Below are 20250 nucleotides of genomic sequence, written 5' to 3' on the forward strand. Positions count from 1 at the left end.
TGTGGTCGCCGACGGCGTCGTACACGCGCTGGTGCTGGTCGACGAGCGACTCGCCGTCGAAGGCGGGCGAGACGACGACGGCCGCGAAGTGGGCGTCCTCGTCCTCGTCGTTGTGGACCCGCGGCGCCGTCACGCGGGCGACGGCGTCCTGGATTCCGTCCTCGATGAGGTCCTCGATCGCGGCCGGTTCGATGGTCATACCCCGATTCGGATCCGCCCGGACAAAAAGCGATTGCATGGCTACGGCGGCGCCCGTCAGTCAGCGCTCGAAGACGAGCCCGTAGTGGAACGGCGGGAGGTCGACCTCGCGGGCGAGCCGCAGGTCGCTCGCGTCCTCGACCGCGCGCCGCGTCTCCTCGGGACCGACCCGGAGCTCGGTCGGCGGGCCGCGCGGCTCGCCGGCGATCGCCGTCTCCTCGCGCGGCCGGTCGCGCCAGTTGACGACGACGAACCGCCCGTCGGCGGCGAGCGCGGCCGCGACGCCCGCGACGAACGCGGCCCGGTCGTCGACCCCGTGGAAGGCGTTCGCGAACAGCGCCAGGTCGACCGGCTCGGGGAGGAGGTCGGCGAGGTCGCGAGCGTCGGCGCGGACCGGGACGACGTTGTCGATCCCCTGCGCGTCCGCGAGCCCTTCCAGCTCGGCGAGCAGCGACTCGTCGAGGTCGACGGCGTACGCCGAGGCCGGGTCGGCGATCCGCGCGGCCGGCAGAGCGAAGTAGCCGTTGCCGGAGCCGACCTCGGCGACGCGGTCGCCGGGCGCCAGCCCGAGCCGTCGGAGTGTGTCGCCGGGCGTCGGCCAGATCCGCCCCCACCAGTCCCAGTCCGGCTGCCCCGTGTTCCGGAAACGCTCCATGCCGGTCGGTCGCGGTCGACGGGGCTTAGCGGTTGGGATCCGGCCGGCGGCGTCCCGCTCGGCGCGTCTCGCCGGGAGCGTCCCGCCGGCGGCGACCGCCCGCGGTCGGTCCCCCCTCTCCCCGGCCGCGAGCGAGTGCGAAGGGGTTTGTCGCCGGAGCCGAAACGGCCCTCGCAGATGACTCACCGGGACGAACTGCGCGAGGCGGCCGACGCCCTCGACGGCTCCGTCGTCGTCTGCGGCCTCGGCGCGTACGCCGACCGGCTCGCCGGCGCGTCGTTCCGGAACGCCAGGTACGCGTCGGCCGAGGACCTCCTCGCGGAGGCGGCTGACGTGTCGCGGACCGCCACCGGGTCCCCGGCGGCCGTCGTCGTCGCCCTCGACCCCGACGAGGTCGGCGAGGACGACGAGGCGACCGAGACGCTCCGGGCGCTCGCCGCCCTCGACGCCTTCGCGGTCGCGGTCGTCCCCGCGGTCGCGGCCGAGGGCGACGCGCTGGCGGCGGTTCGCGACGCCGTCGACGCCGTGGTGCTCGCCGAGGGCGACGCCGTCGAGCCGGCGGTCCGCGCGCTCCTCGCGACGGTCCAGGAGCCCGGCTTCGTCAACCTCGACCTCACCGACGCCGAGACGGTGCTCTCCGCCGGCGTCGCCGCGCTGGGCACCGGGACCGCCGACCGCGACGCGCCGGAGGCCGCGGTCGCGGCGGCCTTCGACGGGCTCCCGGCGGGGGTCGACGCCACCGACGCGAGCGCGGTCCTCGTGGACGTCGTCGTCGACCCGGCCACGAGCGTCGCCGCCGCGACCGACGCGATCGCGGCGGTCCGCGACCGGGTCGGCGCCGACGCCAACGTGATCTGGGGCGGCGCGGTCGACGAGACGGCCGCGGACGAGCTCGCCGTCCGGCTCGTGGTCGCGGGCGTCCGCCACGCCCCGCCGCTCGCCGCGGGAGACGCCTGCCCGCGCTGCGGGGCGGCCCTGTCGGCGTACCGGTTCGGCGCGCGCGAGACGCTCTCCTGTGACGGCTGCGGCTACTCCGACATCGCGGTGCGACGCGGGTGAGCGGACCGCCGCGTCAGTCCCCGGAGCCAGTCCCCTCCGGCGCCACCCAGCGGACGCGGTCGACGTCGAACTCGACCTGTGCCCGCTCGACCTCGTTCCGGACCGTCGCGAGCTGCGGCCCGGCCGTGTCGAGCCTGACGACGCAGGTGTGACCGGGGTCGATCAGCCCCGCCGCGACCGACTCGACGTCCGCCTCGACCCGGCCGGCGTGTTCCGCCGCGGTGTAGCTCCCCGTCGCCTCCGACGGGTCTCGGTACCCAGTCCCCGATATCATCCGGTACGCTTCGCACGCCTCCGGGTGGCGCAGGAGCACCTCGCGGAAGCGATCGCCGTCGACCTCGCCGAGGAGCCGACCGCCCTCGCGGACGGCCCGGTCCGTCCGGTACGTGTGACGCCCCTGTGAGTCGTCGTCGGATCGGGGCCGATCCGATCCGTCATCCGCGACTTCCATGACACTTGGTAACGATAAACAGCTGAACGCTGAAATATCTTACTGGCCGTTCAGCGGCCAGTTCGCGGGCCCTTACCCGGGATGAGGTGACGCGGCATCGCGGGTCGATGAGAGACCGCGACGCGTCGGCGACGGTCGGCTCCGTCCCCGCGTCGGTGTGACGGTCTGACGCGCGACGCGCCAGAGCCCGTCACCTATTCCAACGCGGACCGACCAGCCGGGGACATGGACGCGCCCCCGCCGACGCCGCCCCCGGCGTCCGGTTCGGTTCGGAGGCGGAGGGCCGGCCCGTGAGCGGGGACGGCCTGCTCGGGTCGCTGTCGCTCGTCAGCCTGCTGAGCCTCTGCTGTATCGGGTTCGGCGGGCTGGCCGGCGGCGCGGCCGTCGCCGGGGGCGGGGCGTCGGCGAGCGCGTTCACCACCGGCGTCACCGGCGCTCGCGGCGCGCTGATCTCCGGACTCGTCACGTTCGCGGCGGTGCTCTTCGTCGCCGCGGCGCTCCGGTGGCGACTGAGCCGAGCGGAGCCGGAGAACTGAACCGAGGTGTCGGGGAACTGAGTTAAGGAAGCCAGGCGGCTGAGCCGAGCGGAATCGGGGAACCGGCGACCGGTCAGCGCTGCGGTTCGTCCGGCGCGGCTCGCGTCGCGTCGCGGTCCGAGGCGGTCTCCCGCGGGACGGTCTCCCGCGGGGCGGGGGCCGCCTCCGCCCGGTACAGCCGGAGGAGCTCCTCTAAGACGACCGCGTGGCGGTCGCCCGGCACGTACTGGTGGTCGATGAAGTCCTCGGCGTCGCTGAAGTTCCCGCGGAGAGCGAGCTTCCGCACGAATGCGACGCTCTCGAAGAACGGCGGGTGGTCCGCGTCGGCGTCGCCGCCGAGCTCGCGCCCCGCCTGCGGCATCACCTCGCCTCTGATCTCCTCGTAGTCGATCGTCTCCGGCTCGTAGTCGTCGAGCACCTGGTTCAGCACGTAGTCGGTCGAGAACCGGTAGAACTCGGACTTGCTCTCGAACTGGCCCTCCTCGACCAGCGACTCGATCTCGCCGACGACCGACTCGGGAAACCGGACCGTGCTCTTCACCATGGGCTCACGAGGCGCCCCCACCCGTATTACTTTTTTGTCAGACAGACAGATATTTTTGGACGGGCGCCCGCCGCGACCGTCGCCACGCGCCCCGGCGTCTGCCCTCCCGTCGTCCGATGTGTTGGGTTTATGCCCTCGAACTCGTTAGACGCGCATTATGACTCCGTACGAGGCGTTCGACCGGGACGCGGAGGTGAACGGTCGAACGGTCCTGTCGGTCGTCGAGGAGGGGATGGGTCGGTTCTCCGACGCGTACCGCGACCGGGCGCTCGCGGCGCTCACGGAGGCGGGGATCCGCGATCCGGCGCCCGACGAGTGGTACCCGCAGCAGGCGTGGCTAGACGCGTTCGAGACCATCGCGGCGGACCTCCAGCCGCACGTCCTCGATCGCCTCGGCGAGCAGGTCCCCGACGCCGCCGACTGGCCGGACGAGTCGGCGACCGTCCCGGCCGGGCTCCGCGGGATCGACGACGCCTACCGCCGGAACCACCGCGGCGGGGAGATCGGCGAGTACCGCTTCGAGCGCGTCGACGACCGGACCGGCGAGGTGACGTGTCACACGCCGTACCCGTGCCCGTTCGACCGCGGACTGATCCGCGGCGTGGCGCGGGAGCACGCCCCGGTCGACTCGTTCGTGTTCATCGAGGAGACCGGATCGAACTCCCGGCGAGAGGGCGGCGACGAGTGCACGTACGCGGTGCACTGGTAGGGGGAGACGAGCGGGAGGAAGTGAGAGGAGATGAGCGAGGGGGAGTGAGAGGAGACGAGCGGGGGGAAGTGGGGGAGGTCGGCGCTATCGCTCGTAGGACTCCAGCGCGTCCCGCAGCTCCGCGGCCGAGAGGTCGGAGACGAGTTCGACGATCTCCCGGAGGTCCGCGTACGTCTCCCGAAGTTCGCGGATCCGCTCGGCCTCGACGCCGCCCGCGTCGTCAGCGCCCCCGGCGTCGCCGAGGCCGCGTTCCGCGCGTCGGATCTCCCGGTGCGTGGTCTGTAGCTCGCGGTACACGTACTGCTGGAAGACGTCCTGTACGATGAACCAGACCTCGCGCTCGGCGGTGAACCGGACCCGTCGTCCGCCGCCGTCCGACGACCGCCGCCGGATCAGCCCGACCCGCGTGAGCGTGCGGGTGACGTTGCTGACCGTCGACTTCGCGTACCCGGTCCGCTCGACGAGTTCGGGGATCGACAGCGGGTCGGTCGCGAAGTAGAGGACGCCGTAGATCCGGCCGGCGCTGCGGCTCAGCCCGTACACCTCGGCCGACTGTTCGAGCGACTCGATGACGCGCTCGCGGGCGACCTCGGCGTCCTCACTCATGCGGGCTCCCTCGTCGCTCCGACGGGTGAACGTGTCGAACGGCCATACGCGACGTAGACGTTTCGTAAGTATTAAAATGTTTGATTCGTTCGGCTTGAACCGAACAGAGCGAACGAGTCGCTCACCCTCCACAGCTCATGGCAAGCGCGTTTCCACACCAGCCGCCCGTCGAGCACGCCCCCCGAGAGGAGACGGACGTCGTCATCGGACGCGACGAGCCGACCGACGCCCTCCGCGCCCTCTCGTGTAACACCGCCCAGCGGGTCCTCGCCGCGCTCGCGGACGAGCCCGGCACGGCCTCCGACGTCGCCGCCGCCGTCGACGCGTCGCTCCAGAACGTGACGTACCACCTCGACCGGCTCTGCGAGGCGGAGCTGATCGCTCCGGTCAAGACTTGGTACTCCGAGAAGGGAACGGAGATGACCGTGTACGCCCCGACGACCGAGCGGATCGTCGTGCGCCTCGGCGGAGCGCCAGACGCTTCGTCGACGGAAGGCGACGGGTCTTGAGAGGTCGGACGCCGCGAGTTCAACCCGGATCGATCGAGTTCGGTACGGACACGGCGACTACGCGAACGGGCGTATCGAATTCGTCGAGCGATTCCTGTATCCGACGAGCGGTGTCGTTATCGATATTTTTTGAGTAGTTAGGGCGCTGTGACGAACGCCTCTAAAGCCGCGATCCCCCGGTGATCCGGGGTTGACGCTAGTGTGGTGAAGGCGTCCAAAGCCCCAGCCGCTCGGCTGTATGCAGTACATGCTGGATCGACGGTGAACACCGCCAAAGCCCCAGCCGCGACGGCTCGCGCGGCTTGCTGCGTTCCTCGCTCGTTCGCTCCGCTCACTCGCTGCGGTACTTGCTGCGCCGTGCTTCGCCCTCGCGGCTGCCCCTTTGAGTCCCAGCCGACCGCACAGCGCCGAAGCCTCACACCTCCCCAGCCTCGCGGTTCGCGCTCTCCGAGCGCTCACCGGCTCCCTCGCGCGTGCTCCTCGGCCGCGAGGCGGCCTCGGAGGCACGCGCCGACCGCACCGTCTACGTATGAGCGGGCGTCGCAGGTGGTCACAGTCGTCCGATCGCCGCGTCGTTGCCGACGAACCGCCAACGTCTACTTCGGTCGCCTATCCGGCCGAAATCGCGACAGAGCGTCTCACACGACGACCCATCTACACGGCGCTCGACAGGCTCAAAATCTCGCTTTACTCTCCGCGACTCCCAAGTGTCGTCCGAGCGATCACTCGTGCGAGCATGGACCTCGACGAGTTCACGCGGTCGAACGCGCCCGACGCTGACGGCACCGGCTTTTAGAAGGCGAACAACAGGCTGCTGCGGATTCCGGTCTCCGGGACGGTGATGGTGAAGGCCGGCGCGATGGTGGCGTACACCGGCGATCTCACCTTCACCGGCCGGGCCTCCGCGGAGGGCGGTGTCACCGGAATCGTGAAGGAGGCCGTCAGCGGCGAGGGGACGCCGATCATGGAGGCGGAGGGCGAGGGGCAACTGTACGCCGCCGAGCAGAGCAAGAAGGTACGGGTGCTCGACCTCGACGACGGCGAGTCGATCTCGGTCAACGGCAACGACGTCCTGGCGTTCGACGCCAGCGTCGACTACGAGATCGACACCGTCGGCAGCCTCTCCGGGATGGCGGCCGGCGGCCTGACGAACGTGTTCCTCACCGGTCCCGGCGAGGTCGCGATCTCGACGCACGGCGACCCGCTGGTGTTGACGCCGCCGGTGTTCACCGACCCGGACGCCACCGTGGCGTGGAGCGCGAACCTCTCGCCCTCTATCGAGACGAACAAGCTCGTCGAGATCGGGCAGACCTCCGGCGAGTCGCTCCAGATGGAGTTCACCGGCCCCGACGGGTTCGTCGTCGTCCAGCCGCACGAGGAGGGGTCGGTCACGCAGGCGTAGTCGGCGGCGACGCGCCGTTCGACGCGGTCGCGCGGGACGCGTCGCCGACCCCGGTGTTTTACTTCTGACCGCCCGTGGACACGCCCGATGTCGAACGGGACGAAGCTGGCCGACGTCGAGACCGTCACCGAACGCGGGTCCTACCGCTTCACGGCGGCCGACCCGTTCACGAACGACCGGGAGGTCGTCCTCGTGCCCTGCGAGGAGCCGCCCGGGATTCGGGCGTGGGTCAACACCTGTCCGCACGAGAGCCAGCGGTTCGACACGGGCGGCGGCGTGCCGATGCGGGACGGCGAGGTGATCTGTCCGCGACACGGCTCGCTGTTCGACGCCTGCTCCGGCGAGTGCGACAACGGCCCGGCGGACGGGACGACGCTCCGCGACGTCGAGGTCGCCGTCGACGACGGCGCCGTCTACCTGACCGACGACGGCTACTCGTTCCGACACGAGGGCGGGACCGACGACGGCGACCCGGGGTCGACCTCGCACCTGTCGCTCTGATCGGCGCCGCTCCGATCGCCCCCTCCCCCGAGCGACCCCGCGCCTCGGGTCGGGCCGCGGTCGCGACGACCGCGACGGGCGGGGAGCGACTAAGTGACTTGAACCTCATGACACACCATGGACGCGGAGACGCCGATCCGAGTGCTCCACGCGGAGGACGACGGGGGGTTCGCGGAGCTCACCGCCACGTACCTCGCGCGCGTCGAGGACCGGATCGACGTGGAGTCGGTCGCCGACGTCGAGGCGGCGCTCGACGCCCTCGCGACCGGCGACTTCGACTGCGTCGTCTCCGACTACGACATGCCGGACCGGAACGGCATCGAGTTCCTCGAAGCCGTCCGCGCGGACCGACCGGACCTCCCCTTCATTCTCTTCACCGGCAAGGGGTCCGAGGCCGTCGCGAGTAGCGCCATCTCCGCGGGCGTCACCGACTACCTCCAGAAGGGCGGGGGCGCCGACCACTTCGAGCTCCTCGCGAACCGGATCGTCAACGCGGTCGAGCGGCGGCGGGCGGAGCGCGAGGCCGACCTGTGGGCGCGGGCCGTCGAGGCCTCCAACGAGGGGATCGCCGTCATCGGTCCGGACGGCCACTACACCGACATGAACGACGCGTACGCCGAGTTGTACGGGGTCGACCCCGCAACGCTGATCGGCGAGCCCTGGGTGACGACCGTCCCCGAGGAAGAGACCGAACGGCTCCGAGAGAAGGTGATCCCCTCGCTCTCCGAGGACCCGTGGTCCGACGAGTCCGTCGGGAAGCGCGTCGACGACAGCGTCTATCCGAAGCTGCTCTCGCTCGCGGGCCTCGACGACGGCGGGCACGTCTGTATCATCCGCGACATCTCCGACCGGAAGGAGCGCGAGGCGGAGCTCGAATCGAGGGCCGCCAAGCTGGACATCCTCTTCGAGCAGTCGCCGGACCTCATCGACATCCACGACGCGGACGGGCGGATCGTGGACGCCAACCGCCGGCTGTGCGACGAGCTCGGCTACGCGGAGGACGAGCTCCTCGGCAAGCGCGTCTGGGAGGTCGACGAGGCGATCGACCCCGCCGAAGCGAGGCGCATGTGGGCCGAGATGGATCCTGGCGAGATGCGGGAGCTCGGGGGGCGCTACCGTCGCCGCGACGGGTCGAGGCTCCACGTCGACGTGCACGTCGCGCAGATCGACCTCCGCGGGGCGGAGCGGTTCTTCGTCATCGCCCGGGAGCGTTGACCGGGCCGCCGCCGCGGTCGGCACACGTATCCCGCGAGCGCCCGAAGCGACGAGCTATGACAGACCCACAGTCGACAAACGCCCTGGCGGCGACCTTCGGCGACGGAGACGTCGCGCTCTGCGTGCTCGATAACGCGTACAGCCCGACGCTCGTGGAGTTCTACGGCGACCTCGGGCTCGACGCCGTCTGGCTCGACCTCGAACACGGCGGCCCGGACCCGTGGGACGCGGGCCGGATCGAGGACCTGCTCCGCGCGGCCGACGCGACCGGCACGGAGCTGCTCGTGCGGCTTCCCGACACGGACCCGACGCTCGTCCGGAAGGCGCTCGACCTCGGCGTGCGGAACGTGTTCCTCCCGCGCGTCGAGGGCCCCGACGAGGTGCGGGCGGCGGTCAAGTCGGCCCGCTTCGAGTACGACGGCGAACCGGGGGACCGCGGCCTCGGATCGCCGCGCGCCCGCCGCTGGGGGCTCGCCGAGGACTACGTGGCGACGGAGGACGCGGAGACGCTCGTCGGCGCGACGATCGAGACCGAGGCCGCGGTCGCGAACCTCGACGAGATCCTCGCCGTCCCGGACCTCGGCTTCGTCTTCGTCGGGCCGTTCGACCTGTCGGTCTCGCTCGGCCACCCCGGGGAGATCGACCACCCGGCGGTGCAAGAGGCGGTCGAGACGGTCCGGTCGAAGGCCATCGCCGCGAGTGTGCCCGTCGGCGGGCTCGGCTTCGGAACGGACGACGTGAACGAGAAGGCGGCGGCCGGCTACCAGCTGTTGAACCTCGGGAGCACGACCGGGGCGCTCAAGGCGGCGGTGACGGACTGGGTCGAGGCATACGAGAGCGACGCGTAGGCCGAGGGCGCCTCGCCCCGCCGCGACCCCCCGGTGGCGAAACCCTTTGTATCACCCTTCGTATGACAAATCGTGTCCTTCCCACGTCGCCGGATCCGCCCCCAACACGGGGTGTACGCGCTCGGGGCCCTCTGTTTCGGCCTCGGCCTCGCGCACCTCGTCACCGAGGGCGAGGGGATCGGGACGACGCTGGAGGCGTTCGTGATCTGCGCCATCGCCCTCCTCGTCGTCGCGACCGGGTACGGGCTCCCGAACCGACCGGTCTCCCGGTCGGGCAAGTGGCGGGCGCTGCGGCTGGCGGTCTCCGTGGCGGGTTCGTTCGCGCTCCTCGCGTTCGCGGTCTGGCTGATCTGGGTGCTGGAAGGCGACGCGTCGGAGTTCACCTTCCTCCTCGCGTTCGCGACGAGCCTCGGGTCGGCGGTCGGCGTCCGCGGCGGGCTGTACGCGGTCGAGGCCGACGAGCGGCTCGGCGAGGCCCGCGACCTGACCAAGCTGTTGACGATCAACCAGCGCGTGCTCCGGCACAACCTCCGGAACGAACTCACCGTCGCGCTCGGCACCCTGGACAGGGTCGAACGGCGCGACCACGGCCCGGAGACCGACGACGACGTGCGGACCGCGCGGACGCACCTGGAGCGCCTCCTCGAAACGACCGACCGCACGCGGGAGATCGTCTCGATCTGGAACACCGACCAGCGCGAGGCGTTCCGCCTCCGGACGCTCCTCGAAGAGCGGGCCGAGGCGGTCAGAGCGGCGTACCCGGAGGCGTCGATCGCGACGGAGTTCGACGGCGACCCGCGCGTGCGGTCGCACCCGGCGCTCCCGACGGCGATCGAGGAGGGGATCCGCAACGCGGTCGAGCACACGCCGAGCGACGCCGCGGTGACCGTCACGCTCCGCGCGGACCGCACCGGGGCGGCGGTCGTCGGGATCGCCGACACCGGGGCGGGGATCCCGCAGTTCAACGTGGACGCGATCGAGAGCCCGACAGAGACGCCGCTCGTCCACACGCAGGGGCTCGGGCTCTGGATCATCTACTGGACCGTCGAGACCGCCGGCGGAACGTTCGAACTCTTGGAGAACGAGCCGACCGGGACCGTCGTCCGGATCACGCTGCCGACCGTCGAGGCGTCCTGAATGGGTGGGGGCGAGCCGGCCGCGCCCCGGTGACGCGGGGCTCCCGCCCGGCGACCTACCGCTCCCTGGCCGCCGCGACCGCGTCGACCGTCCGGCGCGCGTTCTCGGCGATCGCCGCGTACTCCCCGTTCGCGATCGCGTCGCCGTCGACGATCGCGCTACCGACGCCGACGGCGACAGCGCCCGCCGCGACGTAGTCGCCGGCGTTCCCGGGACCGACCCCGCCGGTCGGCACCAGCGGGATCTGCGGGAGCGGGCCACCGAGGGCCGCGACGTGCTCCGGCCCGCCCGTCGCGGCGGGGAACACCTTCACGAAGTCGGCGCCGGCCTCGGACGCGTCGAGCGCCTCGGTCGGGGTGAACGCGCCGGCAGCGACCGGCGTCCCGTAGCGGTTCGCGGTCTCGATGACGCCGGCGTCGACCGTCGGCGTGACGAGGAACTCGGCGCCGGCGAGCTGTACGGCCCGGGCCGTCTCCGCGTCGAGGACCGTTCCGGCGCCGACGAGGACGTCGTCGCCGAACCGGTCCGCGAGCCGCCCTATCGTCTCCGCGACGCGCGGCGTGTCCGCGGTCACCTCCAGCGCCGTGACGCCGCCGTCGACGACCGCGTCCGCGGCGTCGACGGCGGCGTCCGGCTCCACGCCGCGGAGGATCGCGATCACGCCGCCCTCGCGGATCCGCTCGACTCGTCGTGCGTGCATGCGACTACCCGGGAGGCCGGTCCTGATAAAGCGGCCGGCTCGCGACGGCGGGTCGCCGTCGCCCAAAACGACTAACGGCGCCCGCGGGGTAGCGCCACGGTGAGCCGTCGGCAACGTCGAGGGATCAGACCAGCAACTGAATATCCGAATCGGCCATGTCCTGTAAGGCCGTCGCGGCGCCGACGCCCGTGGTGACGCCGTCGTAGAAGTCGTCCTCGTCGTAGCCCATCAGGTCGATGGTCATCTGGCAGGCTTGGAACTCGACGCCCATGTCGAGGCTCGTCTCGAGGAGCTCCTCGATCGAGGCGGTGTCGTTGTCCGCGATCCGCTTTTCCATCAGTCGCGTCGTCACGCGGTCCATTCCGGGGAGCGCGCCGACGACGTTCGGGACGGGCATATTGGGGTTGCCCACGGAGCTGAGTTTGAGACGCTTCGACCGCTCCTCGTGGAGGATGTCGAGCCCCCAGAACGTGTGGAAGACGGTCACGTCGTAGCCGAAGGCCGCGGCGGTGCTGGCGAGGATGAGCGGCGGGTACGCCATGTCCAGCGTTCCCTTCGTCGCGATGATGCTCATCTTCTTCGCGCCGTCTTCGGCCGTCGCCTCGTCGAGCGCCGCCTCCAGTTCGTCGACGCGCGCGGCCAGTTCGGCACGGGAGGGCGGACCGTCCGCCGACACGTCAGACTCGTCCGCGACCGGCGAGTCCGCGCTCATCGTTGCTCGGTCTTTCTGACGTAGTGTCTGTACGTGTCGTCGCTCTCTGTCTGGTCAACAAGTTCGACGCCCGCGGTGCCCGAGGCCCAGCCGTCGATGTCGCTCATGCTTCCCGGGTCGGTCGCCAGCACCTCGAGGACCTCGCCGTCGGCCAGGCCGTCGACTGCGCCTTTCGTCTTCACGACCGGCATGGGGCACGATTCGCCTTTCACGTCGAGCGTCTCCGCGATGTCGTATTCGGCACTCATTTGGAATCCGCTCCGTTAGTCTATATTGGAGCTATCACACAATACTCCTCCCAAGATTAAAAGAATGTTGCTTCTTGGGAATAATATGAACAACCACTCTCGTCGCTGTTTCGGTGCTACCCCCGAAAATCGGACTTTCTGTCTCTTGAGCGCTTTATACGCGGCCGCTGTCGGATATTATATTGTGTGTCTATTGAATTACTATGCAAACTCTTTTCTATACACAACCGATACGGTGAAGCGTACAACATGGATGCTGAAGACTTCCCGACGCCGGACGCCGAGGTCGAGACGATTGCACCGGAAGCGCTGAAAGCGCGCATCGACGCGGGCGAGGACCTCACCCTCCTCGACGCCCGCATGCGCGCGGACTACGAGGAGTGGCGCATCGACGGCGAGAACGTCACGTCGATCAACGCCCCGTACTTCGAGTTCCTCGACGACGAGGTCGACGCCGACGTCCTCGACCGGATCCCCGAGGACCGCGAGGTGACCGTTCTCTGTGCGAAGGGCGGCGCCAGCGAGTACGTCGCGGGGACGCTCGCGGAGCGCGGCTACGACGTCGACCACCTCGAAGACGGCATGAACGGCTGGGCCAGCATCTACGAGGCCGTCGAAGTGACCGGGTACGACGGCGCGGGCACGCTGTTGCAGTACCAGCGCCCCTCGTCGGGCTGTCTCAGCTACCTCCTCTACGACGACGGCGAGGCCACGGTCATCGACCCGCTCCGGGCGTTCACCGACCGCTACCTCGACGACGCCGATGACCTCGGCGTCGACCTGAGGTACGCCATCGACACGCACGTCCACGCCGACCACGTCTCGGGCGTGCGCGAGCTCGACACAGCCGGCGTCGAGGGCGTCGTCCCCGCGGCCGCGGTCGACCGCGGTGTCACGTACGCGGACGAACTGACGACGGTCGCGGACGGCGATACTTTCGACGTCGGTAACGCGACGATCGAGGCGGTCGCCACGCCCGGCCATACGACCGGGATGACCTCGTACCTCGTCGACGACGACCTGCTCGCGACCGGGGACGGGCTGTTCGTCGAGAGCGTCGCGCGCCCCGACCTCGAAGAGGGCGACGAGGGCGCGCCCGACGCCGCGCGCACGCTCTACGAGTCGCTTCAAGAGCGCGTCCTCACGCTGCCCGACGACACGCTGATCGGGGGCGCCCACTTCAGCGACTCCGCCGAGCCGGCCGCCGACGGAACGTACACGACACCGATCGGCGAACTCGTCGCGGAGATGGACGCTCTAACCATGGACGAAGACGCGTTCGTCGACCTGATCCTCTCGGACATGCCCCCGCGGCCGGCCAACTACGAGGACATCATCGCGACGAACCTCGGCCAGAACGCCGTCGACGACGAGGAGGCGTTCACCCTCGAGCTCGGCCCGAACAACTGCGCCGCCAGCCAAGAGTCGCTCGCGGGTGACTAACGACGCCGATGGTCGCTGACCCAGTGCTGCTCCAGGCGCTCGCCGAGCTGTTCCCCAACGGGATCAGCCGGTACGCCGTCGGCGGACTGCTCGTCGGCCTCGGGACCGTGGTCGTCTACGCCGGGACCGGTATCCCGGCGGGAGCGAGCACGTTCCTGGAGTCGACCCTGTCGTACGTCTCCGACCAGTCGCGGTTCGGGCGGTACGTCGGCTCCCGCGACTGGCGGCTCGTGTTCACGGCCGGCATCGTCTTGGGGGGGCTGGCGTTCGCGGCGACGTTCCAGTCCGGCGTGGTCACGAGTTCGCTGTACGAGCCCGGAACGACCGGCCGGCTGTACGAGGTCGCCGGCGTCACGCTGTGGGCGACCGACGTCCAGCCGTGGCGGCTGTTCCTCGGCGGGATCCTGGTCGGTATCGGCACCCGGATCGGGAAGGGGTGTACGTCCGGCCACGGCGTCTGCGGCGTCGGGTCGGCGTCGAAGACGTCGCTGGTCGGCGTACTGACGTTCCTGACCGTGGCGATCGGGACCGCACAGGTCGTCGCCGCGCTGGGGGTGAGCCCCTAGATGGCGGATCGACACCCCCTGTTCAAGCCGCTGATCTTCGTCGGCGGCATCATCTTCGGGTTCGGGCTCGGCTTCAGCCACATGGCGCGGCCGGAGGTCGTGTTGAACTTCCTCCAGTTCGACGACCTCGGCCTCCCGTTCGTGATGTTCGGGGCCGCGGTCGTCTCGGGGGTCGCGTTCGCGCTGCTTCCCCGGATCCGAGACGCGGCGCCCCTCACGGGCGACGCCTACGAGCGCCGGCTGAAGCCGTTCGACCGGAACGTCATCGTCGGCGGCGCCGTCTTCGGCGTCGGCTGGGGGCTATCCGGCATCTGTCCGGGCGCCGCGTACGCCAGCCTCGGCGTCGGCAACGTCGCCATTCTCTGGGCGCTCGGCGGCATGTTCGTCGGCGCGTACGCGCAGGGGTACTTGCGGAGTCGGAGCCGGGATCGCGATGCCGCTCCGGCGAGCGTGGACTGACACGCCCGTACCATGGACCCCGCTCTCATCGCCCTCTTCGTCGGCGCGGCGCTCGCCAGCCTGTTCATGGCGTGGGTCATCGGCGCCGGATCGAGCGGCGCGACGCCGTTCGCCCCTGCCGTCGGCGCGAACGCGATCGGAACGATGCGCGCCGCTCTTCTCGTCGGCGTCTTCGGCTTCGCCGGCGCCGTCACGCAGGGCGGCAACGTCTCGGAGGCCGTCGGGAGCGGCCTCGTGGGTGGGATCGGCCTCCCCGTCGCCGGCGTGATCCTCGTCCTCGCGCTCGGCGCGGGGCTCATGGCGGTCGGTATCGCGACCGGGATCCCGATCGCGACCGCGTTCACCGTGACCGGCGCCGTGATTGGCGTCGGCCTCGCGCTCGGCGGGACGCCGGTCTGGCCGAAGTACCGACAGGTCGCCGCCGTCTGGGTGTTAACGCCGTTCGTCGGCGGCGGCATCGCGTTCGGGATCGCGAGCGTGCTCCCGCGTCCCGACGCCCCCGAGCGGTGCTGCGTTCCGGCGCTCGCCGGTCTCGTCGCCGCCGTCCTCGCGAACGTGAGGTTCGGCTTCCTCGGCGCCGGGAGCGCGTCCGGCACCGTCCGCGGTCTCGCACAGCGCGCGCTGGCGGTCGACGGCGTCGCGTGGGGGACCGCCGTCACCGTCGCCGCCGGGCTGGCGGTCGCCGCCGTCGTCTGGTGGGACGTGGGACGCGACGAGGAGGGAGGCCTGCGGCGCGTGCTGCTCGCGCTCGGGTCGCTGGTGGCGTTCTCCGCGGGCGGGAGTCAGGTCGGGCTCGCAGTCGGGCCGCTGCTCCCGCTGCTCGACGAGCTGCGAGCGGTCCCGGTGTTCGCCGTCCTCGTCGGCGGCGGGCTGGGGATGCTCGTCGGGTCGTGGACCGGCGCGCCCCGGATGATCAAGTCGCTCGCGCGGGACTACTCGTCGCTCGGACCGCGGCGTTCCATTTCCGCGCTCGTCCCGTCGTTCCTGATCGCTCAGCTGGCGGTGCTGCTCGGCGTGCCGGTCTCGTTCAACGAGATCGTCGTCAGCGCGATCATCGGGAGCGGCGCCGCGGTGGGCGGGCGAGACGCGGTGGACGCGCGGAAGATCCTCGTGACGGTCGGGGCGTGGGCCGGGTCGTTCGTCTTGTCGTTCGCGCTCGCGTACGCCGCCGCGGTCGGATTCCTGTGATCTCTCGGGAGCGACCGCGCAGCGCCCGCCTCCGACGAGCGTCGGCACGGTGACTGCGGACTGCGGGCGTTCCGCTTCACCGGTCAGACATTCGCGCAAAATTGTACGTTTTATACACAAACATTTTAACGGCGTGTCGCGTACGAATTCAACAGTAAAATGCCAGATTCGATGTCCGAACAGCTCCAGCGGGACATGGCGTGTGAGGGGTTACTGGAGTGTTTCCACGGGCTCAAACAGCTCGACAGGCAGGTCTTTCAGGAGCTCGTCCGGGCCGAGTCGCCCCTGACGATCGACGAGATCGGGGACGCGGTCGACCGCGAGCGGTCGACCGCCTACCGCGCCGTGCAGCGGCTCCTCCAGGCCGGCTTCATCCAGAAGGAGCAGGTGAACTACGATCAGGGGGGGTACTACCACGTCTACCGCCCGACCGACCCGGAGAAGGTCGCCGACGACATGCAGCGCATGCTCAACGACTGGTACGCGAAGATGGGCCAGCTCATCCGGGAGTTCGAGGACAAGTACGACCGGACCGAGGGCTCGGCGTCGACCGCCGAGAGCTGACGCCGGCGGACGCTTCGAGGCGCGCTCACAACACGATCGTCAGCACGTTACCGTCGTCGTACTCGAAGCGGATCTCCCCGCGCAGCTTCCGCGTGCACCAGTAGGCGATCCAGAGGCCGATCCCCTGTCCGTGCCGTAGCGCGGTCTCCTCGCCCGCCCGGAGCGTCTCGACCTCGTGTTCGGGGATCCGATCGTTGTCGTCCCGGATCTCGATCCGGGTCTCCCCGTCCGCCTCGGTCGCCCCCGAAACGGCGACCCTGACCGTCGGCTTCGGGGCGTCCGAGTGGACGATCGCGTTCTCGATCAGGTTGTCGAGGAGCACGGACAGGACCCGCCGGTCGGCGCGGATCCGGTGGTCCGCCGGGTCGACCGTCCACGCGACCGTCGCCTCCGCGTGCGCGGCCGAACGCGTCCGTGCGACGTCGCCCACGACGCTCTCCATCGACAGCGACTCCGGTTGGACGTCCCGCTCCTGTACGTCCTCGAACTCGCGGGCCTTCTCCGCGATCGAGTTCAGCCGACCGCTCGCGGCCGCGACCATGCCGGCCTGCGTCGCCTGAGTGGAGTCGTTCACGGTCGCTTTCAGCAGCTCCGCGTACCCGTTGATGACCATCGTCTCGTTCCGGAGGTTGTGTCTGAGCACCCGGTTGAGCACCCCGAGCTGCTGGCCGCGCTGGCGCTCCTCGGTCACGTCGTACAGCACGATCATGCTCCCGACCGACTCCCCGACCGGGTCCGTCAGGTCGGTGAACGACGCGGCGAACGTCCCGCCGCCCTCCGTCCCGACGGTGATCTCGCCCCGCTCGCGAAGGGTCTCCAGCGTGACGCCGAGAACCGACTCCAACGAGACAGGGAGCGACGCCGACGACGGGTCGAGGAAGAGCGCCTCGACCCGGTCGTTCACCCGGACGATCCGCTCGTTGGTATCGAGGATGAACACCGGGTCCGACAGCGAGTCCAACCCGGTCTGTTCCGCCATCCGCTGCGTCGCCGGGTTCGTCTCGAACATGTGGGTGCCCACGAAGGCGTACGCGTCGAGCGAGACGTGGATCACCATCAGTGGCGCCGTCAGGTGTAGCTGGGGGACCGACCCGACGCCGAACAGCCACAGCGACACGCCGACCGACGGCGGGACGGTGCTCAGGATGACCGCCGTCGCCTCGCGCCGGTACAGCGGGCCGTAGCTCAGTATCGCGCCGATCAGCAGCAGCGACCCGACGCCGGCGGTCCCGATCGAGAACAGGAACGCGAACGCCCCCCACGGCTGCACGGTGTACGTGGCCGTGGCGAGCCCGAACACCGGATCGAACCCGAAGTCGGTCCACACGAGCCCGTGCGCCGGGTTCGTCGCCGCGAGCGCGACCGACAGGAGCGGGACGGCGGCGACGGCCCCGAACAGCGGGGTGCGGATGAGGTTCCCCCGACCGGTGTAATCGAGGCCGAACGCGAGGAAGAACGGTCCCATGAAACAGACGCAGACGAACGCGACGGCGGCGAGCGCGACCCGCACCGTGGGGTCGAAGACGAGCAACGCGACCCCGTAGGCGAGACAGAATACGGCGACCAACGCCATGTTCCCCATGAACCAGTTCGCACCCGACTTCCCGCGCTGCCGGTACAGATACCGCAGGAGGAACGCCGCTCCGGCGCTGGCCGCGAACGACGCGGCCACGACCCCGACGCCCAGCGGTCCGAGGGTCACCGGCCGGTCCCTCCGGTTACGTGCCGCTCGGTCGCGACGGCGCGAGCGCCCGTCGTCGGAGTCGCCGGTAGCGTGGTACTCACTGTCTGGGTGCCCCTTCGTTGGTTTCTCCGGAGTGAAAAATCAAGTACTATTCCGAGGTACCGTTCTCGCTCGGTTTCCGGGAAAATCGGGAACCAGCGTCGGATCGAGATGCTCCGGCTGGGATTCGAACCCAGGTCATCACCGTGAGAGGGTGATATGATTGGCCGGACTACACCACCAGAGCGCGTCCGTTCGACGCGTTTTTCGGTACGACAGGATATTGTAAAACAGTTCCGCTTCGACGGCGCCGTGCCCCGGTTTACCGTGGCTCAGCTCCCGGCTGCGGCGGGGCGACGCGACGCTCAGACGTCGACCGCGAACGGGGCCGCGCCCGTCGCCCCGTCGGCGATCCCGGCGAGCAGCTCGGCGACGGCGTCGAGGTCGCTCAGGTCGACGACCTCGACGGGCGTGTGCATGTACCGGTTCGGGATCGAGACGTTGAGCGACGGGACGCCGCCCCGCGCCGTGTAGAACGCGTCCGCGTCGGTGCCGGTCCGCGTGCCGGCCGCCTGCAGCTGGACGTCGACGCCGGCGTCGGCCGCGGCGTCGCGAGCGAGCGCGACGAGCGACGGGTGGTTAGCGCTCCCGCGGGTGATCACCGGGCCCGCGCCGAGCTCGACCGGGCCGCGGCGCTCGGTCTCGACGTCGGGGTTGTCGGTGGCGTGCGTGACGTCGACGGCGACGAACGCGTCCACGTCGTCGAGGTCGACGCCGACCATCCGGGCGCCCTGGAGCCCGACCTCTTCCTGGACCGTGGAGACGGCGTAGACCGTCGCGTCGACGTCGCGCTCGGCCGCCCGGCGGAGTCCCTCGGCGGCCGCCCACGTCCCGGTGCGGTTGTCGATCCCGCGGGCGGCGATCCGGTCGCCGACGAGCTCCCTCGGCTCCGTCGAGACGGTGACCGGGTCGCCGACCTCGACGTGCTCGCGGGCCTCCTCGGCGTCGGTCGCCCCGACATCGACGAACTGCCCGGCGATCTCCTGGTACTCCTCTTCCGACTGGTCCCGCAGGTGGATCGCGGTCTGGCCGATCACGCCCTGCACGGGCTCGTCGGCGTGGACGGTGACGTGCTGGCCCTTCGAGACGGTGCGGTCGGAGCCGCCAATCCGGGCGATCCGGAGGAAGCCCTCGTCGAGCACGTCGCGGACGATGAACCCGATCTCGTCGGCGTGGCCCGTCAGGGCGATCGTCGGCGCGTCGGGGGCGCCCTCGCTGACCGCGACGGCGTTACCGTAGGCGTCGACGGAGACGTCGTCCGCGAACTCGCCGACGTAGTCGGTCCACACCCGCTGGCTCGCCGTCTCGAACCCCGAGGGGCTGGCGGTCGCGAGCAGGTCGTCGAGGAACGTCCGGCCGCTCTCGTGCATGGACGGGGATGACGGGGCGGCCGGCAAGAAACCGCCGGTCCGCGGCGGTCGGAGCGGCTTCGCCCCATCGAGCCGACCGCGCCGCCACGCCTAAACCGTTGCCGCGCGAACAACGGGATATGTGCGACTCATCGTTCACGCTGTTGGAACTGCACCTCGGCGACGGGGACGTCGATGTCGGCCCGTTCGAACTGTTCGGCGGGACCGACGACCCGGCGGCGGGTATCGAGTCGAAACCAGACGCGAGCGGCGACCGCGCGAGCGACGACGCGGCCGGCGTTGAGTCCGACGGCGGCTGCCGGGCGAAGTCGGTCGCGGGCCTCCTGCTCGCGCTCGCCGCGCTCGTCGCGGTCGCGGTCGGCGTCGCTGCGCTCCGCGGCGACGACGAGGTCCCGCCGGGGATCGCCGGCGACGACTGACGGGCGGACGCGAGCGATCGGCGGCGACGCCGAGCCGCGCCGTCGACGACGATCCGCGCCGCCTCCGCGGACCGACGCAAGCGATTTCAGGCGCGCAGCCCTGCCGTTCGTATGGACATTCTCCGAAGCCTGCGCGCGGTCTCCGAGGCGTCCGGCACCGGCGTCGTCGACTGGGACCGGGCCGCGACGGCCGCGAAGGCGAGCACGGACCCCGGAGCGCTCGCGCTCACGGCCGCCGAGCGCGAGGGGTACGCCGCCGACGTCCGCGACGCCCGAACGCGGCTGAGCGAGGTCGCGGGGATCGCGTTCGACGTGCCCGACGCGATCGAGGTGCAGAACCGCCACCACTGGATCGACGCGAGCGTCGACACGTTCCGGAACGTGATGGCGCCGGACGAGGCGGCCGCGACCGGGGGGGCGGGGACGGG

At 70.6% G+C, this 20250-nt stretch carries 25 protein-coding genes, 1 tRNA gene and 1 pseudogene; 16 read left to right on the forward strand and 11 right to left on the reverse strand.

Features of this window, described 5'->3' with window-relative positions; genetic code table 11:
* A partial coding sequence (locus SD626R_RS09865) for a BolA/IbaG family iron-sulfur metabolism protein (RefSeq protein ID WP_141651430.1) occupies positions 1–199 on the reverse strand: 199 nt, incomplete at its 3' end.
* A gap of 60 nt (positions 200–259) precedes the next feature.
* The gene (locus SD626R_RS09870) at positions 260–853 is read right to left on the reverse strand and encodes a class I SAM-dependent methyltransferase (RefSeq protein ID WP_092566160.1); all 594 of its coding nucleotides are present in this window, start codon (positions 851–853) and stop codon (positions 260–262) included.
* A gap of 177 nt (positions 854–1030) precedes the next feature.
* Here SD626R_RS09870 and SD626R_RS09875 point away from each other — a divergent pair, with 177 nt between their 5' ends.
* On the forward strand, positions 1031–1912 hold the full coding sequence (locus SD626R_RS09875) for an FtsZ/tubulin family protein (protein ID WP_092566162.1): 882 nt from the start codon (positions 1031–1033) through the stop codon (positions 1910–1912).
* 13 nt (positions 1913–1925) lie between these two features.
* Here SD626R_RS09875 and SD626R_RS09880 read toward each other — a convergent pair whose 3' ends face one another.
* Positions 1926–2363, reverse strand: a complete 438-nt coding sequence (locus SD626R_RS09880) for a hypothetical protein (RefSeq protein ID WP_092566164.1) — start codon at positions 2361–2363, stop codon at positions 1926–1928.
* Positions 2364–2653: 290 nt separating this feature from the next.
* Between SD626R_RS09880 and SD626R_RS09885 the strand changes: the two genes are divergently transcribed.
* Positions 2654–2899 (forward strand): hypothetical protein, encoded by a 246-nt coding sequence (locus SD626R_RS09885; protein ID WP_092566166.1) that lies wholly within the window; start codon positions 2654–2656, stop codon positions 2897–2899.
* Between the two features lie 73 nt (positions 2900–2972).
* On the opposite strand, the gene SD626R_RS09890 is transcribed toward SD626R_RS09885, so the two are convergent.
* On the reverse strand, positions 2973–3443 hold the full coding sequence (locus SD626R_RS09890) for a ribbon-helix-helix domain-containing protein (RefSeq protein WP_241996742.1): 471 nt from the start codon (positions 3441–3443) through the stop codon (positions 2973–2975).
* 157 nt (positions 3444–3600) lie between these two features.
* Here SD626R_RS09890 and SD626R_RS09895 point away from each other — a divergent pair, with 157 nt between their 5' ends.
* Positions 3601–4152 carry a hypothetical protein gene (locus SD626R_RS09895; protein ID WP_092566168.1) on the forward strand — a complete coding sequence of 184 codons (552 nt, stop codon included), beginning with the start codon at positions 3601–3603 and terminating at the stop codon, positions 4150–4152.
* A gap of 84 nt (positions 4153–4236) precedes the next feature.
* On the opposite strand, the gene SD626R_RS09900 is transcribed toward SD626R_RS09895, so the two are convergent.
* Positions 4237–4758 carry a GbsR/MarR family transcriptional regulator gene (locus tag SD626R_RS09900; protein WP_092566170.1) on the reverse strand — a complete coding sequence of 174 codons (522 nt, stop codon included), beginning with the start codon at positions 4756–4758 and terminating at the stop codon, positions 4237–4239.
* Between the two features lie 137 nt (positions 4759–4895).
* On the opposite strand from SD626R_RS09900, the gene SD626R_RS09905 reads away from it, so the two are divergent.
* The 6 genes and pseudogenes from SD626R_RS09905 to SD626R_RS09930 all read left to right on the forward strand — a co-directional run bounded on the left by SD626R_RS09905 (position 4896) and on the right by SD626R_RS09930 (position 10370).
* Entirely contained in the window at positions 4896–5267 is a 372-nt protein-coding gene (locus tag SD626R_RS09905) for a helix-turn-helix domain-containing protein (protein WP_092566172.1), read from the forward strand.
* 736 nt (positions 5268–6003) lie between these two features.
* Positions 6004–6669: pseudogene (locus SD626R_RS09910) on the forward strand (AIM24 family protein).
* Between the two features lie 87 nt (positions 6670–6756).
* Positions 6757–7170, forward strand: a complete 414-nt coding sequence (locus SD626R_RS09915) for a Rieske (2Fe-2S) protein (protein WP_092566174.1) — start codon at positions 6757–6759, stop codon at positions 7168–7170.
* A 117-nt stretch (positions 7171–7287) separates the two neighbouring features.
* The gene (locus SD626R_RS09920; protein WP_092566176.1) at positions 7288–8385 is read left to right on the forward strand and encodes a PAS domain-containing response regulator; all 1098 of its coding nucleotides are present in this window, start codon (positions 7288–7290) and stop codon (positions 8383–8385) included.
* Between the two features lie 56 nt (positions 8386–8441).
* Positions 8442–9233 (forward strand): HpcH/HpaI aldolase family protein, encoded by a 792-nt coding sequence (locus SD626R_RS09925; RefSeq protein ID WP_092566178.1) that lies wholly within the window; start codon positions 8442–8444, stop codon positions 9231–9233.
* 72 nt (positions 9234–9305) lie between these two features.
* The gene (locus SD626R_RS09930) at positions 9306–10370 is read left to right on the forward strand and encodes a sensor histidine kinase (protein WP_241996740.1); all 1065 of its coding nucleotides are present in this window, start codon (positions 9306–9308) and stop codon (positions 10368–10370) included.
* Positions 10371–10425: 55 nt separating this feature from the next.
* Here the strand turns inward: SD626R_RS09930 and SD626R_RS09935 are convergent, their stop codons facing one another.
* From SD626R_RS09935 to SD626R_RS09945, 3 genes are all read right to left on the reverse strand, one after another.
* Positions 10426–11070, reverse strand: coding sequence for a bifunctional 4-hydroxy-2-oxoglutarate aldolase/2-dehydro-3-deoxy-phosphogluconate aldolase (locus SD626R_RS09935; RefSeq protein ID WP_092566180.1), 645 nt, complete (start codon positions 11068–11070; stop codon positions 10426–10428).
* A 124-nt stretch (positions 11071–11194) separates the two neighbouring features.
* Positions 11195–11782, reverse strand: coding sequence for a DsrE/DsrF/DrsH-like family protein (locus SD626R_RS09940; protein ID WP_092566182.1), 588 nt, complete (start codon positions 11780–11782; stop codon positions 11195–11197).
* Complete coding sequence (locus tag SD626R_RS09945; RefSeq protein ID WP_092566184.1) at positions 11779–12030, reverse strand: sulfurtransferase TusA family protein; 252 nt, start codon at positions 12028–12030, stop codon at positions 11779–11781. Before SD626R_RS09945 ends, SD626R_RS09940 begins: the two co-directional genes overlap by 4 nt.
* A 249-nt stretch (positions 12031–12279) precedes the next feature.
* Between SD626R_RS09945 and SD626R_RS09950 the strand changes: the two genes are divergently transcribed.
* The 5 genes from SD626R_RS09950 to SD626R_RS09970 all read left to right on the forward strand — a co-directional run bounded on the left by SD626R_RS09950 (position 12280) and on the right by SD626R_RS09970 (position 16250).
* Complete coding sequence (locus SD626R_RS09950; protein ID WP_092566186.1) at positions 12280–13473, forward strand: MBL fold metallo-hydrolase; 1194 nt, start codon at positions 12280–12282, stop codon at positions 13471–13473.
* Between the two features lie 8 nt (positions 13474–13481).
* Positions 13482–14039 (forward strand): YeeE/YedE family protein, encoded by a 558-nt coding sequence (locus tag SD626R_RS09955; protein WP_092566188.1) that lies wholly within the window; start codon positions 13482–13484, stop codon positions 14037–14039.
* Entirely contained in the window at positions 14040–14498 is a 459-nt protein-coding gene (locus SD626R_RS09960) for a YeeE/YedE family protein (protein WP_092566191.1), read from the forward strand. It abuts the gene before it with no gap.
* Between the two features lie 12 nt (positions 14499–14510).
* Positions 14511–15686, forward strand: coding sequence for an inorganic phosphate transporter (locus SD626R_RS09965; RefSeq protein ID WP_092566193.1), 1176 nt, complete (start codon positions 14511–14513; stop codon positions 15684–15686).
* Between the two features lie 159 nt (positions 15687–15845).
* Positions 15846–16250, forward strand: coding sequence for a helix-turn-helix domain-containing protein (locus tag SD626R_RS09970; protein WP_092566195.1), 405 nt, complete (start codon positions 15846–15848; stop codon positions 16248–16250).
* Between the two features lie 25 nt (positions 16251–16275).
* Here SD626R_RS09970 and SD626R_RS09975 read toward each other — a convergent pair whose 3' ends face one another.
* From SD626R_RS09975 to SD626R_RS09985, 3 genes are all read right to left on the reverse strand, one after another.
* Positions 16276–17952 carry a sensor histidine kinase gene (locus SD626R_RS09975; protein WP_092566197.1) on the reverse strand — a complete coding sequence of 559 codons (1677 nt, stop codon included), beginning with the start codon at positions 17950–17952 and terminating at the stop codon, positions 16276–16278.
* Between the two features lie 193 nt (positions 17953–18145).
* A tRNA-Glu gene (locus tag SD626R_RS09980) sits at positions 18146–18220 on the reverse strand.
* 118 nt (positions 18221–18338) lie between these two features.
* Positions 18339–19403, reverse strand: coding sequence for a M20/M25/M40 family metallo-hydrolase (locus tag SD626R_RS09985; RefSeq protein WP_092566199.1), 1065 nt, complete (start codon positions 19401–19403; stop codon positions 18339–18341).
* Positions 19404–19522: 119 nt separating this feature from the next.
* Between SD626R_RS09985 and SD626R_RS09990 the strand changes: the two genes are divergently transcribed.
* A complete protein-coding gene (locus SD626R_RS09990) occupies positions 19523–19822 on the forward strand; it encodes a hypothetical protein (protein ID WP_092566201.1) in 300 nt (99 codons plus the stop codon).
* A gap of 111 nt (positions 19823–19933) precedes the next feature.
* Positions 19934–20250 (forward strand): zinc-dependent metalloprotease (locus tag SD626R_RS09995; protein WP_176697304.1); only part of this gene is annotated, 317 nt, incomplete at its 3' end.

This window comes from Halorubrum sp. SD626R, from assembly GCF_001261915.1.
In the GTDB taxonomy this organism is placed as follows: domain Archaea; phylum Halobacteriota; class Halobacteria; order Halobacteriales; family Haloferacaceae; genus Halorubrum.